We start from the raw sequence: 13,486 nt of genomic DNA on the forward strand, positions 1-13,486 counted from the left end.
TCCAATTAAAACTAATATCTATTTAAAACCTCAACAATAAAATCAACCTCCGTTTCTGTCAAAACTGGACTAATAGGTAAGCTTAAAACTTCCTGATGAATCTTTTCTGTCACCGGCAATGATAAATTACTCCATTCCAGAAGTGCTTTTTGCTGGTGTGGCGGAATTGGATAATGTATTACGGTCTGTATGTTATTTTGGGATAAGTAGGCCTGCAGCCCTTCACGATCTGAAGTTCGTATCACAAACAAATGAAAAACATGGTTATTTGAAAAATCCCAAAACGGAAGTACTATTTTTTCATTTTTTATTTCTGCCAAATATCGTTTAGCAATTTTGCGTCGCCTCTCATTATCGGTATCTAAATGAGGTAATTTCAGACTTAAAAAAGCAGCCTGAAGTTCATCTAGTCTTGAATTCACACCAATATAATCATTGTGATATTTTACCTCAGATCCATAATTGCGAAGCGAAAAAAGCACTTTTGCCAACTCCCTATCATTTGTCGTAATGGCACCGCCATCGCCTAAAGCACCAAGGTTCTTTCCGGGATAAAAACTGTAAGCTGATGCGGTGGATAAATTATTAATTGTTGATTGTTGATTGTTAATTGCGCCATGCGATTGGGCTGCATCTTCAACTATCAATAGATTATTACGATTTGCTATTTCATTTATTTGGTCCATTTCGGCCAGTTGTCCGTAAAGATGAACGGCTAAAATGGCTTTGGTTTTCGGACTGATTTTTTCCTCAATTAAATCAGGATTGAGATTGTACGTTTCTAATCTTGGTTCCACCAAAACCGGAACTAAATCTGCCTGCAATACAGCCAAAATGCTAGCAATATAAGTATTCGAAGGAACAATAACCTCATCTCCTTTTTGCAGTTTTCCTAAAGCTATATACCCCTTAAAAATCAGAGTTAAAGCATCGAGACCATTTCCTGTTCCGATACAATAATCGGCTTTGCAATATTTTGCAAAAGCGGTTTCAAATGTTTCCACTTCCTTCCCTAAAATGTACCAGCCATTCTCTAAAACTGTTTTCAGTTTTTCGTGAAATGCGGTTTCATAAGGTTTGTTTATTTTCTTCAGGTCCAGAAATGATATCATTTTCTTTTTTTCTATTTAAACAAAAATACCATTTAACTTCTTATAATTTGCCGTTTCCAGTTCGTAGAAATCATGAACTATAGTACCCGCTCCAAAACTTTCTTTCCAGTATGACAAACCTTCATTCAGGTTCTTTCCCTCATTTTCATTCGAAATTCCAAAATCAAAAAATCGCTTTTGAGCAAATCGTTCCTGAATCAGATAATGGTATAAATAATCCAGGCTTCCTAAGTCTCCCTTTTCATTCTTCGAAATATACTGGCAATGCACTGTCGTTTCAGTTTCAAAAATCGTAGTTCCGGCCACAATTTTATCTTCTAAATAAACATTAAACTGATGAATGTTTTGAGGAAAATGCTTTTGCAGATAATACATTTCTTCTGCTGAATGTACCGGATTTGCTTTGTGTTTTTTATTCAAATTGGGAATTAAAACTTCATCCCAAAATAAATAAAAATCAGTTTCTTCTTTGATAGTCAGTTGATTCAAAACTCCTTTTTGAAAACCTCTTTTTCTAATTTTTGATACGACATTTCCCTGAGATAAATCGATTACTGAAAGTGAATCACGGCGTACCAGCTTCGCATCAGCCAAAAACAGAGCATACAAAATTTCTTCTGCAGGTTTCAGATGGTAAATAGAAGGAAGAGTTTTATAATACAGTTTCAGAATCTCATTTTCGTTCAGAAAGAACAAAACTGCCTGAAAAATTTCAATAACGTCAACTTGTTTTGTTTTTTCACTATAAACCAAGCCTCCGTAAGTCAATCCCTGGTGTGAGTAAACCGAATTTTCGACTTTATTCGCCGGTAAAATTGCTTTTAATCTATCATCCTTGAAAACCAAAAGTGAGAAATCTTTAAACCGGTCTTCGTGGTACTCCATAAAATCACGGTAAAACAGGAATGTTGCATTTTTAGCCTGCGCCACAAATGCATTCCATATTTCGTAATCGTTTTTATGATAATTCCTTACGGTATATTTCATTCCGCTTTCTGTGGTAATTTTATGGTTCTCTTTTGAGTTCTGTTGAAACAAACTTATAAAAAAGTTTGCCGCGAATTCACAAATTTAATTTTTATTGTCTAACAAAAATTTAAATTCTGTTTGTGAATTCGCGGCTCTTAAATTTTCAGCACACTACTATTGTTTAAAAATCTTATTTATGTTCAAATGCCGGTAAATACCATTTGTATTTTACGGCTAATAAACGTGTAACAATCATTACGACAGAAGTTACTAAGTACAAAACATCGTCTTCTAAATTCAGTTTTTTCAGAATAAAAAATACGATTCCTCCAAAAATACAGATGGTTGCATAAATCTCTCTTCTAAAAATGGTTGGAATTTCGTTACACAAAATGTCCCGAATCACACCACCAAAACAAGCCGTCATGGTCCCTAAGGCAATACAAATTGCAGGATGCAAACCAATCATAATCCCTTTTTCGAGTCCAATCAAGGTAAAAACACCCAATCCGATGGTATCAAACAAGAATAGCGAAGTACGCAGTCTGTCGAACTTTTTTCTGAAAAGAATGGCAAACCCAAAGCCCAGGATGATTACATATACATATTGCAAATCCAGCATCCATCCAACAGGTGTTCTGCCAATCAGCACATCACGAAGCGTTCCTCCACCTACGGCTGTAACAAAAGCAATGATAAAAACACCAAACGGATCCAGCTTTTTATGCATCGCTGTCAAAGCACCCGACATGGCAAAAGCCATTGTACCAATAATATCTAATAAATGAAACATTTTTTACTTTTTAGCTGCAAAAGGCGCAGAGCCGCAAAGGTACAAAGGTTAGCGCTGTTTTTATATTCTTTAGTGCCTCTTCTCTCTGATTATTTATTTTTTCACATAAATCGGACTTCTTTTCAAAAGATAAGAAACAGAATCCATCCAACTGTCTTTTATGTTTAAGAATGGCTTACGGGTTTGTGAATAAATTTTCGTTCCGTTTTTATACATATCAAAATAAACCATGTAATTGTAGTAGGTCTGTGTACTTGATGTTGTAGTCGAAATATCGTTTGTTTTAAGCTTTTTATTGTTGTCACTCACTTTAGCGTTTCCGCTGTTATAAGTTGAAGCTACTGAACCCTCAGTTACAGTATACGACACTTTTGTTGCGATGACATTATCCACTCCTAAAATTTGCTGAAGATCTTCGATTGGGGTTTCATCGATATTTTTATAATCTATCCCTGCTTTGTGCAATAAACTGTTGGTTACTCTTAAGTCCTGAACTGTTAACGGAAAAATATTCGACGATTTATCCAGTAATTTGTTGTACAAATCATTCTGAGCAAATTTTGCCATTTCTTCTGAACTTTCTAAAGTGCCTGAGTTTACATAAGGTACCGGCAGCACAGCAATGGTATTGGGTTTCATTTCTGCGGCAGCAATCACCTGTCCTGAATTACCTGAACTGGCAGTATTTGCAGATACATCAAAAGTTTGAGAACGCCCGCTCGCAAAATCAATTCTGGCAATCTGAGATACGTCGAGTGAAATTTGCAGTGTTTCCCCAGGTAAGGAATATTCAACTGTTTTATCTGACATTTTTGCAATGGTACATTCAATAATCTGATAATCTCTTTTTATAATTTTATCCAGTTTTTTGCTTCCGGTCTGAGCAAAATTGGTAACGGAAATCAGCAACATTAAAATTGCAAAAACCTTTGTAATTTTCATAATTTCTATAATTTAAATGATCCTACTCTTAAAGCTTTTCGGTAACGCCTTTCTAAAATCAATAAATATCTCCGTAATACAGCTTAAAAATCAGCATTACGACAAGTTGATTTTAGTATTAGTAAAACTACAAAAATTAAGAACTTTATAAAATGACATTTATCATCATTTTTTTTCGCCCCTTTAAACGCTACATATTCTGCGTATAAAAATTATAATCTTTAAGAATGACTCTCAGAAAGTCGCTATTATTACCTGACTGATTTTTAATTCCGGTAACACTCTCTATTTTCGCAACCAGTTTATAAATGATTTCATGATCGTTTTTGGCAAGTGCACTTTGAAAAGTCTCTTTGATAATTCGCATATCATTGTCCGATAATTTAATCACCAAAGGATAAGTCGGAACATAAGCGTCTCCTATTTCCTCCAGAATAGTGTGGCTGATATTGATTTTATTTTTTAACGTAATCACAGCTGTTCCGGCAACCATATCGCCCAATCGCTGTCCTTTCTGACTCGAAATTATGGATATAAGTCCCACGATTCCTCCAAGTACGGAAATATCAACTAATCTGAAAAACCATCGCATTAAGTAATCACCGAATCCCGCCTGATAACCGTCAATTTTTACCACTTTTATTTTTACCAATTTCTTACCAATTGTCTGTCCTTCAAAAATACTTTCTAAGGTTATGGTATAAATGATAAATGGAAAATACATTAGTAAAATTATAGACATTCTCGACCAGTTGTCTAAGGTGTTCAGGACTTTATCGAAATTTAATCCGTAAAAAAATACCAGGGAAATTACGGTCACATAAGCCAGTTTAATAGCCAAATCGATGAAATAAGAACCTATTCTTTCCCCTATCGTTGCGGCGATAAAATTTATTTTGACATTTTGTGTCGTATTTATAGATAATTCTGACATATTTTATATTTTAGCCTGCAATGAGAGAAGTTGCCTTCATAAAACAAAATAAAGAAAAATGGCTGGAATTTGAGCTAGCTATTTTTGGTAAAGCTAAAAAAAATCCGGACGAGTTAGCTAATTTGTACATTCAAATGATGAATGACCTGTCCTATGCCCAAACGTATTATCCGAAGAGCAAAACCGTTATTTACCTCAATCATCTCGCTTCACAAATTTATCAGAAAATTTATAAAACAAAACGAACAGAAAAAAATAAGTTTCTGGAATTCTTTGTTACCGAAGTTCCGTTGCTGATGTACGAGTACAAACGCTATTTACTCTATGCGTTTGCGTTATTTTTTCTGACAGTGGGAATTGGAGTTGTTTCTGCCCGATACGATCAGGATTTTGTTCGCCTTATTCTGGGTGATTCTTATGTGAACATGACTTTAGAAAACATCAAAAAAGGAAATCCAATGGCTGTATACGGCTCCGGAAGTAACTGGGGAAGTTTTATTGGCATCACCATGAACAACCTTTATGTAGGTGCGAGATGCTACATTTACGGGATTTTCGGGGGTCTGGGTACTTTTTATATTTTCCTTCAAAACTGTATCATGCTAGGTTCTTTTCAGTACTTTTTTTACGAACAGGGCGTTTTCTGGAAAAGTGTCCGCGGCATCTGGATTCACGGTTCAATGGAAATCTTCGCCATCGTAATCGAAACTACAGCAGGCTTTATTTTGGGAGCTTCTATCTTGTTTCCTAAAACTTTCTCGAGAATGAATTCTTTTAAAATAGGCTTCAAAAATAGCTTCAAAATATTCCTGAGTACATTTCCGTTTACCATCAGTGCGGGTTTTCTCGAAGGTTTTATCACGCGTTATTCGATTGATATGCCCAATTGGCTAAGTAGTTTTATCATTTTACTTACTTTAGCTGTAATTTCATTTTATTATTTGATTTACCCTTTTATTGTTCACAAAAAAACAACTTTATCCTAATGTTTGAACTTTACAAAAAACGACAGCTGGGCGATTATATCATCGATACTTTTTCCTTTTTTAAAACTTTCGGAAAACACTTTTTTAAGATCTTTTTCATCATCAACGGTGCCTTTCTCCTAATCGTAGGGGCTTTGGTGTTTTTCTTTTTAAAAAGTAATTTTCAGGCTGTATTTAATGATAGCTTAAACCAACCCGGCTCTGACAATCTTGCCGGTTATTTTAACGATAATTTTGGACTCTTAGTTGGCTTTGTTGCCCTCTTTTTTATTGCTGTGATTGCTTTATCGCTTTTCAACTCGACTTACCCTATTTTGTACTTAAAACTGGTGGCGAAAAAGAACACAACTGATTTTAAAACAGAAGATATCATCAGGATCTTCAGACAAAATATCTGGAAAATCATCAAATTTTGTATTGGACTTACCTTTCTTGTTGTTCCGGTGCTGTTAATTGTTATCATCATACTCTTCTTTTTATGTTTTCTAATTGTTGGGATTCCCCTTCTGCTAATTGCCATCCCCGCTTTATTTACCTGGGTCAACTTTAGTTTTTATGCGTATCTGACAGAAGATAAAAGTTTCTTTCAATCCTTAAACCATGCCTATCTTTTACTAAAAGAAGATTTCTGGACTTCAATTGGAGCTACTTTTTTAGTTCTGATTATGATCCAAATGATTCAGGGATCGATCACCATGGTGTTCTATTTTGCCGGAATATTTATTTTTTTACTAACGGCCATTGGAAGCTCTAATTATAATGCAGAAGCGATAGGCGATTCTCCGCTCTTCCTTTTATTTTTGACTCTGATTTTCATCCTTATATTTACTCTGAGTAATATTTTCAACAACATGATTATGGTCAATCAGGGAATTATGTATTACAGTTTGGGAGCAAAAGAAAAAATTTCAAATCGCGACATTGATTTAATCGGAACCGATAATGAATAAAATCTTCCTATTCCTTTTATCTTTCTTTATTTTCTCCGGCATTGTTCAGGCTCAGGATACTTTGGCTACAGCCGAACCTCCCAAAATAACAGCTGTAAAATACACTGAAAAAGATATTCGGATAGATTCTGACACCATAAAAATTAAGACTTTCTCTAAAAATTTCAAAAAAAAGTATAGCGGTTCCAGCTTTGTTTATGAATTTAAAGCTCCTGAAAAAGGTTTATGGCAGCGTTTTAAGGAATGGCTGGCCAGTGTTTTTAGCGATTGGTTCGATTTTGAAACTCCGGAAAGCTCTATTAATTTTGTTTCGGTTTTAATAAAAGTACTCGCCGTTCTTATCATCATTTTTGTTATTTATTTGATCGTAAAAGCGATCATTAATAAAGAGGGACAGTGGATTTTTGGAAAAAACGCTAAGAAAAAAAATATCATCTATTCAGAAATCGAAAAGAACATTCACCTTTTGGATTTCGATAAACTGATCAAAGAAAGTATACAATCAGGAGAAAAAAGAGCAGCCGTTAGATACTACTATCTGTGGCTTCTGAAAGTAATGGCACAAAATCATTACATTGAATGGGACATCGAAAAAACCAATTCTGATTATTTATACGAACTTCAAAAGCCTACCCACAAAGAAGAGTTTACTTATTTGTCTTATCTGTACAACTACATCTGGTACGGGGAGTTTGAGATTGATGAAATCACTTTCAGAAAAGCCGAAAACCGATTTAAGAATGCCTTAAAAACCTTTAGCAATGAGTAAAACACTTAAAATTTATATTGCTGTACTGGTTCTTATTCTGGCTTTAATTCTTATAGCAGATCGGGAACAGCCAAAACCTATTGACTGGACACCCACCTATTCTGTCAATGACAAAATTCCTTTTGGGCTCTATGTTTTTAACAACGAAATCAATGATTTTTTTAAGAATCATACTGTAGAACGAATTTCAGACCTAACTCCTTATGAGTATTTGACTTCAAAATATGACAATGACAGTCTGGTAGAAAATTACAAAATAAAAGGAACTTTTTTAAACATCTCCGAATCCAATACTATTGATGAAGAATCTGTAAACGAACTTCTTTACTTTGTATCGCGTGGAAACAATGCTTTTTTGAGCATGAAAGACTTTCCTCAATACCTGTTAGACAGTTTAAAAGTTGAAGTAAATGCGGATTATCTCAATTCTGGCAACACCACTGTCTGGCTGGCGAACTCCCAACTGAAGGACAAAAAATATAAGTTTGTACAGACACTGGAAAATTATTTTTCTAAAATTGATACCGCAAAGACCACCGTTCTGGGTTATCAGCTTTCTTCGCTCAAGAAAGCAAAAAAGCACGTCAATTTTATAAAAATACCGTATTATCAAGGGCATTTTTACCTGCACACACAGCCTGTCGCTTTTACAAACTACAACTTACTGAAAGCAAACCATTATCAGTACGCAGAGAATGTCTTATCCTGTTTGCCTGAGGGAGATATTTTTTGGTACACGAAAGGGCAAAACAGCGAACGCATTTCCGAATCGCCTCTGCGATACATTTTAAGTCAACCCGGTTTAAAATGGGCCTGGTATTTCTTTCTGTTTGGCATGTTGATTTTTATTATTTTTAATGCCAAGCGCAAACAGCGAATTGTTCCCATATTAAAGCCTTTACCCAATTTAACCGTTGATTTTACAAAAACTATCGGAAATTTATATTATCAGGAAGGCGATCACACTAATATCATTGATAAAAAGATCATTTACTTTTTAGAGAAAATCAGGAATGAATATTTAATCGACACCACAAAACTGGACGATCATTTTATTCAAAAATTGCATCATAAAACGGGTAAAAATGTAACGGATATTCAGGAACTCGTATTTTTGATTAACGAACATCGAAAGAGTTATCACGGCAGTCTTGAAGAAGATCTGATTCGAATAAACAATGCCATAGAAAAGATTTTACATTAGATAAAAAAAGCTACCATACTATAAAAGAAAAACTGACCATCATGGACGATATCAATACAACATCTCAAATCACAAATGAAAATGTGAATTTTGAAACCAGAATAAACTTAGCACCTCTTTTAGATCACGTTAGCGCGATTAAAAAAGAACTTGAAACTGTAATTGTCGGACAGCACAAAATGGTCGATCAGCTTTTGGTGGCTATTTTATCAAACGGACACGTTTTACTGGAAGGTGTTCCGGGAGTTGCCAAAACCATTACGGCCAAACTATTGTCTAAAACCCTAAACATTGGCTTTAGCCGTATACAATTCACACCGGATTTAATGCCATCGGATATCTTAGGAACTTCGATTTTTAATTTAAAAACCTCTGAATTTGAATTCAAACAAGGTCCAATTTTCTCCAATTTAATCTTAATCGACGAAATAAATCGTGCCCCTGCCAAAACACAGGCCGCACTTTTTGAAGTAATGGAAGAACGTCAAATTACCATTGACGGATCGGCCTATCAGCTTGAAACTCCATTTCTGGTAATTGCCACTCAAAACCCGATTGAACAGGAAGGAACTTATCGTTTGCCGGAGGCACAATTGGATCGTTTTTTATTCAAAATCACCATCGATTATCCGAAACTCGATGAAGAAATTTTAATTATCCAAAGAGAGCATTTGCTACAAAATCACGGAAAATTAGAGGCTGTTAAAACGATACTTTCTGCTGTTGAAATAAAAGAGTACCAGGCATTGGTAAAACAAATCAGAGTCGAGCAAAATCTGTTGGAATACATTGCACGAATTGTAGTCAATACCCGTGAAAATGCTTTCTTATATCTGGGAGCCTCACCACGTGCTTCAATTGCCATTTTGAATGCCGCCAAAGGTTTTGCTGCCATCCGAGGACGTGATTTTGTTACTCCTGAAGATATAAAAGAAGCTGCCATTCCGGTTTTACAGCATCGTGTAATTGTAGCCCCTGAGCGCGAAATGGAAGGCATCACTAGTTCAGAAATCATCAGACAAATTATTGAGACTGTTGAAATTCCGAGATAGTTATTGGTCTCAGTTTTCAGTCTCAGTGGCAGTTTTCGGTACTATGCTTAATAACAAACCTTTTTTAAATGAAATATTCCAAAATTTTCTTTTTGTTTCTTCTGGGTATCACATTGGTAAGTTTTAAACCTTTGGATGTTAAACAGGCGGATACTACCTATACATCAGTTTATTTTTTAACAGACAAACAGCAAATTGAAACCTTAATAAGAAAAGCCTATGAATGGATCGAAACCAAAAAAACACAAGGCGACTTTGATGTAATCGAAAATAAAAAGGGAGATAAATATGTAGCGCTAAATACAAAAACACATCATAAAATAATAAGCGAACTTAAAAACTCTAATTTTTTTGCACAGCAATTTATCGACAATTATAACAAAATTGCGCTGAAAATTGGGGAGAATCTTAAAAGCAGTAAAATCGAATATTGGGTTGGAGAATTACCTCCATACGGTAACGATAGCAACCCATGGTGTAATTGTCAGGATAATCCGGAATCTTATTGGAAAACACTAAAAGTAAACGACTTAAAAATCCAAAATAACAAAGCGACATTTTACTGGACATGGACAGAATGGAAAGATAGTCCTAAATATAAAGTAACAGCAGTTAAAGAAAATGGAATCTGGAAAATAGCCGCCTTAGACGGTTTTGATTATAAAAGCTTTACTAAAATATAGTAAAAAACCTTTAACCCTAATTTTATTAAAATTGAAATTTATAAAAAGCCTTTACCTTAATAACTTTTTCTTCTATGTGCTTCTGGGCATAATTGGATTGTTTGTCTGTGCTTTTATTTTCCCAAATTTGTATCATGCGGTTTGGTTTGTGGTTTTAATTTTATTTAGTTTCTTAGGGCTTGACGTTCTCCTGCTCTATCTTAGTAAAACAGGCATTGTAGCGGAAAGAACGACACCGGAAAAACTTTCAAACGGAGATTTGAATCCCGTAACCATCACCGTTAAAAACCATTATACCTTTAAAATTTCAGTTAAGATCATCGATGAAATTCCGTTTCAGTTTCAGGTACGCGATTTCAAAATTGTAAAAACCATTAAAGCCTCTGAGCAAAAAGAAATTGGCTATGAATTACGACCTACAGAACGAGGAGAATATTACTTTGGTTATCTGAACGTTTATGTTTCGTCACCGCTAAGATTAATTTCCAGAAGATTTTCGTTCGATAAAGACAAAATGGTTCCCACTTATCCGTCTTATATTCAGCTGCGAAAATATGATTTATTAGCTTTTTCGAATAATCTGTACCAATACGGAATCAAAAAAATCCGTAGGATTGGCCATACGATGGAATTTGAGCAAATTAAAGAATATGTTCAGGGTGATGATCTTCGAACTTTAAACTGGAAAGCCACAGCCAAGAAAAATGCTTTAATGGTCAATCAGTTTCAGGACGAAAAATCGCAGTCTGTTTACATGGCAATCGATAAAGGCCGCTCCATGCAAATGCCGTTTGACGGCTTAAGTTTGCTGGATTATGCTATCAATTCGGCCTTAGTTTTATCGAACGTTATTCTGAAAAAGCAGGACAAAGCAGGGATTTTTTCATTCTCTAAAAAAGTAGAAAATCGTGTTTTTGCCGAAAAAAGGGCTTCTCAGATGCAAAAAATTCTGGAAACCTTATACAATATCAAAACCGACTTTTTCGAAAGCGACTACAGCCGTTTGTATGTCGACATCAAAAAAAACATCAATCAAAGAAGTTTGATCCTTTTGTACACTAACTTTGAAACAATGGACGGTTTAAACCGACAGTTGCCTTATTTAAAAGGAATTGCAAAAAACCATTTACTGGTGGTTGTTTTTTTCAGTAATACCGAACTAAATGCAATCATCAACAAAAAAACAGACACCATTCAGGAAATCTACGACAAAGTAATCGCTGAAAAATTCATGTTCGAAAAGCGTTTAATTGCTAACGAACTCAAAAAATATGGCATACACTCTGTTTTAACACAGCCAGAAAATCTGACTTTGGATGCTATCAATAAATATCTGGAAATAAAAGCCAGAGGGATTTTGTAGAAGTGTAATTATTGTTACTAAAAAAATTAAGTTTTATGGATTATGAATTTATTTCAAAAGTTGTATTAATTATAGGTATATATTTTTTTGTAAATTATTTCTATAAAAAAACAGATTGGCATTCTTCATCAAAAAATGAGAAAAAAAAATTCCAATATTACTTTAATTATATCTTTATATTCTTTTTTATTACTTTTCTATATATCTTTATAGCATTCGTCTTTATTGTCTTTTTGAAAGAATCTTTACATTATCTAGCAACAAGAAGCTACTGGGAACAAATTTTTCTTGTTCTTGGCGTAATAGTTTCTTACTTCTATTACTTAATTATAAGTGATAGCAGGAAACTTAAAGACAATGAAAAATCCTCTATAATTAAAGAACAGAAAAAATTAATTTATCAACTAGAAGAAAAAATTAATACGTTAGAAAAAGAAAACTAAATATTAAACTATCTACATTAGAATTAAAATCAGTCTGTTCCAAACTTTTTACTAACATCAGATCAATATTTGGTCATATTAATAGAAGTCATTTATTTTTTATAATTAGAACTATGAAAAAAACATCTTTAATACTATTCTTTTTAGCCAGTTTTTTAGCAACAGCACAAAAAACGGAAAACATTATTATCATCACCACAGACGGCTTTAGATGGCAGGAAGTGTTTAAAGGAATGGATCCTGCAATTGCCAATGATAAAAAATTCAATCAGGGAGACAGTACCTATATTTACAAGAATTATGCAAGTACTGACTCCAAAGAAAGCCGAAAAAAAATCATGCCTTTTTTATGGTCAGAAATTGTTTCAAAAGGGCAAATTTATGGCAATCGCGAGTTAGGAAGCAAAGTTGATGTTTCTAACCCATACTGGTTCAGCTATCCCGGATACAGCGAAATTATGACCGGAAATGTTGATGTTGCCATCAACTCCAATCATTACAAAAACAATCCAAATGTAAATGTTCTGGAGTTTTTAAACCAGCAATCTAAACTAAAAGGAAAAGTTGCCGCTTTTGGCGCCTGGGATGCTTTTGATCGAATTTTAAACGAAAAAAGAAGCGGTTTTCCGGTAATTTCTGCCTTCGATAATGTGGGAGGAGACAAACCTACAGAAACTCAGAAGTTATTGAATGAAATGCGCAACAATTCGTTTAAACCTTTTCATCAGGATGAGTGTTTAGATGTTTTTACCCACTATCAGGCTTTAAACGAACTTAAAACCAAAAAGCCAAAAGTACTCTACATCGCCTACGGAGAAACCGACGAATGGGCACATGCCGGGCATTACAGATCGTATCTTGATGCTGCAAACCAGGTCGACAAATGGATTAAAGAAATCTGGAATTTTGTACAAAACGATCCCCAATACAAAAATAAAACTACCCTGATAATCACCGTGGATCACGGCCGTGGAGATAAAACAAAAGCACAATGGACAGATCATGGTGCCGATGTTGAAGGTGCCTCACAAATTTGGTTCGCTGCAATGGGTCCTGAAATTGCCTCAAAAGGAGAAATCAAAACAGATTCTCAACTGTATCAAAAACAAATAGCGCAAACCATTGCAAAAATCATGGGATACACCTTCACTGCTCCACATCCGATAGCAAACGAAATTTCAGAAGTCCTTACAAAATAAAAGTTTTTTTTGCCACAGATTAAAGGATTAAAAAGGTTATAATCTATAAAAATCTTTTAATCTGTGGCAAACTCTTTTTACGATTTT

General features: G+C 34.5%; 14 protein-coding genes. 9 read left to right on the forward strand and 5 right to left on the reverse strand.

The features are described 5' to 3' along the window. Window positions 1-11 precede the first annotated feature (11 nt). The 5 genes from BHE19_RS10020 to BHE19_RS10040 form a co-directional block, all read right to left on the reverse strand. On the reverse strand, window positions 12-1,112 hold the full coding sequence (locus tag BHE19_RS10020) for a DegT/DnrJ/EryC1/StrS family aminotransferase (RefSeq protein WP_070906990.1): 1,101 nt from the start codon (window positions 1,110-1,112) through the stop codon (window positions 12-14). Window positions 1,113-1,127: 15 nt separating this feature from the next. Continuing rightward, complete coding sequence (locus BHE19_RS10025) at window positions 1,128-2,099, reverse strand: GNAT family N-acetyltransferase (protein WP_070907148.1); 972 nt, start codon at window positions 2,097-2,099, stop codon at window positions 1,128-1,130. A gap of 172 nt (window positions 2,100-2,271) precedes the next feature. After that, entirely contained in the window at window positions 2,272-2,874 is a 603-nt protein-coding gene (locus BHE19_RS10030) for a trimeric intracellular cation channel family protein (protein ID WP_070906991.1), read from the reverse strand. A 93-nt stretch (window positions 2,875-2,967) separates the two neighbouring features. Beyond that, entirely contained in the window at window positions 2,968-3,816 is an 849-nt protein-coding gene (locus tag BHE19_RS10035; protein ID WP_070906992.1) for a hypothetical protein, read from the reverse strand. A 190-nt stretch (window positions 3,817-4,006) separates the two neighbouring features. Further along, a complete protein-coding gene (locus BHE19_RS10040; RefSeq protein WP_070906993.1) occupies window positions 4,007-4,750 on the reverse strand; it encodes an RDD family protein in 744 nt (247 codons plus the stop codon). A 20-nt stretch (window positions 4,751-4,770) separates the two neighbouring features. Here BHE19_RS10040 and BHE19_RS10045 point away from each other — a divergent pair, with 20 nt between their 5' ends. From BHE19_RS10045 to BHE19_RS10085, 9 genes are all read left to right on the forward strand, one after another. Next, on the forward strand, window positions 4,771-5,736 hold the full coding sequence (locus BHE19_RS10045) for a stage II sporulation protein M (protein WP_070906994.1): 966 nt from the start codon (window positions 4,771-4,773) through the stop codon (window positions 5,734-5,736). Further along, window positions 5,736-6,686, forward strand: coding sequence for a hypothetical protein (locus tag BHE19_RS10050; protein WP_070906995.1), 951 nt, complete (start codon window positions 5,736-5,738; stop codon window positions 6,684-6,686). Before BHE19_RS10045 ends, BHE19_RS10050 begins: the two co-directional genes overlap by 1 nt. Next, window positions 6,679-7,455 (forward strand): DUF4129 domain-containing protein, encoded by a 777-nt coding sequence (locus tag BHE19_RS10055; protein WP_070906996.1) that lies wholly within the window; start codon window positions 6,679-6,681, stop codon window positions 7,453-7,455. Before BHE19_RS10050 ends, BHE19_RS10055 begins: the two co-directional genes overlap by 8 nt. Beyond that, the gene (locus BHE19_RS10060) at window positions 7,448-8,659 is read left to right on the forward strand and encodes a DUF4350 domain-containing protein (protein WP_070906997.1); all 1,212 of its coding nucleotides are present in this window, start codon (window positions 7,448-7,450) and stop codon (window positions 8,657-8,659) included. The genes BHE19_RS10055 and BHE19_RS10060 overlap by 8 nt, the downstream gene beginning before the upstream one ends. A gap of 41 nt (window positions 8,660-8,700) precedes the next feature. Beyond that, a complete protein-coding gene (locus tag BHE19_RS10065) occupies window positions 8,701-9,711 on the forward strand; it encodes an AAA family ATPase (RefSeq protein WP_070906998.1) in 1,011 nt (336 codons plus the stop codon). Window positions 9,712-9,779: 68 nt separating this feature from the next. After that, window positions 9,780-10,394, forward strand: coding sequence for a hypothetical protein (locus BHE19_RS10070; RefSeq protein WP_070906999.1), 615 nt, complete (start codon window positions 9,780-9,782; stop codon window positions 10,392-10,394). A gap of 31 nt (window positions 10,395-10,425) precedes the next feature. Further along, complete coding sequence (locus BHE19_RS10075) at window positions 10,426-11,757, forward strand: DUF58 domain-containing protein (protein ID WP_070907149.1); 1,332 nt, start codon at window positions 10,426-10,428, stop codon at window positions 11,755-11,757. Window positions 11,758-11,792: 35 nt separating this feature from the next. Beyond that, complete coding sequence (locus tag BHE19_RS10080) at window positions 11,793-12,200, forward strand: hypothetical protein (RefSeq protein WP_123923500.1); 408 nt, start codon at window positions 11,793-11,795, stop codon at window positions 12,198-12,200. Between the two features lie 113 nt (window positions 12,201-12,313). After that, the gene (locus BHE19_RS10085; RefSeq protein WP_070907001.1) at window positions 12,314-13,399 is read left to right on the forward strand and encodes a phosphoglyceromutase; all 1,086 of its coding nucleotides are present in this window, start codon (window positions 12,314-12,316) and stop codon (window positions 13,397-13,399) included. Window positions 13,400-13,486: the final 87 nt, after the last annotated feature.

This window comes from Flavobacterium tructae, assembly GCF_001853485.1.
Taxonomy (GTDB): domain Bacteria; phylum Bacteroidota; class Bacteroidia; order Flavobacteriales; family Flavobacteriaceae; genus Flavobacterium; species Flavobacterium tructae.

Excerpts from the sequence above, each read along its gene's own strand:
- BHE19_RS10020 (WP_070906990.1), bottom strand. The coding sequence starts at position 1,112 with ATGATATCATTTCTGGACCTGAAGAAAATAAACAAACCTTATGAAACC.
- BHE19_RS10025 (WP_070907148.1), bottom strand. The coding sequence starts at position 2,099 with ATGAAATATACCGTAAGGAATTATCATAAAAACGATTACGAAATATGG.
- BHE19_RS10030 (WP_070906991.1), bottom strand. The coding sequence starts at position 2,874 with ATGTTTCATTTATTAGATATTATTGGTACAATGGCTTTTGCCATGTCG.
- BHE19_RS10035 (WP_070906992.1), bottom strand. The coding sequence starts at position 3,816 with ATGAAAATTACAAAGGTTTTTGCAATTTTAATGTTGCTGATTTCCGTT.
- BHE19_RS10040 (WP_070906993.1), bottom strand. The coding sequence starts at position 4,750 with ATGTCAGAATTATCTATAAATACGACACAAAATGTCAAAATAAATTTT.
- BHE19_RS10045 (WP_070906994.1), top strand. The coding sequence starts at position 4,771 with ATGAGAGAAGTTGCCTTCATAAAACAAAATAAAGAAAAATGGCTGGAA.
- BHE19_RS10050 (WP_070906995.1), top strand. The coding sequence starts at position 5,736 with ATGTTTGAACTTTACAAAAAACGACAGCTGGGCGATTATATCATCGAT.
- BHE19_RS10055 (WP_070906996.1), top strand. The coding sequence starts at position 6,679 with ATGAATAAAATCTTCCTATTCCTTTTATCTTTCTTTATTTTCTCCGGC.
- BHE19_RS10060 (WP_070906997.1), top strand. The coding sequence starts at position 7,448 with ATGAGTAAAACACTTAAAATTTATATTGCTGTACTGGTTCTTATTCTG.
- BHE19_RS10065 (WP_070906998.1), top strand. The coding sequence starts at position 8,701 with ATGGACGATATCAATACAACATCTCAAATCACAAATGAAAATGTGAAT.
- BHE19_RS10070 (WP_070906999.1), top strand. The coding sequence starts at position 9,780 with ATGAAATATTCCAAAATTTTCTTTTTGTTTCTTCTGGGTATCACATTG.
- BHE19_RS10080 (WP_123923500.1), top strand. The coding sequence starts at position 11,793 with ATGGATTATGAATTTATTTCAAAAGTTGTATTAATTATAGGTATATAT.
- BHE19_RS10085 (WP_070907001.1), top strand. The coding sequence starts at position 12,314 with ATGAAAAAAACATCTTTAATACTATTCTTTTTAGCCAGTTTTTTAGCA.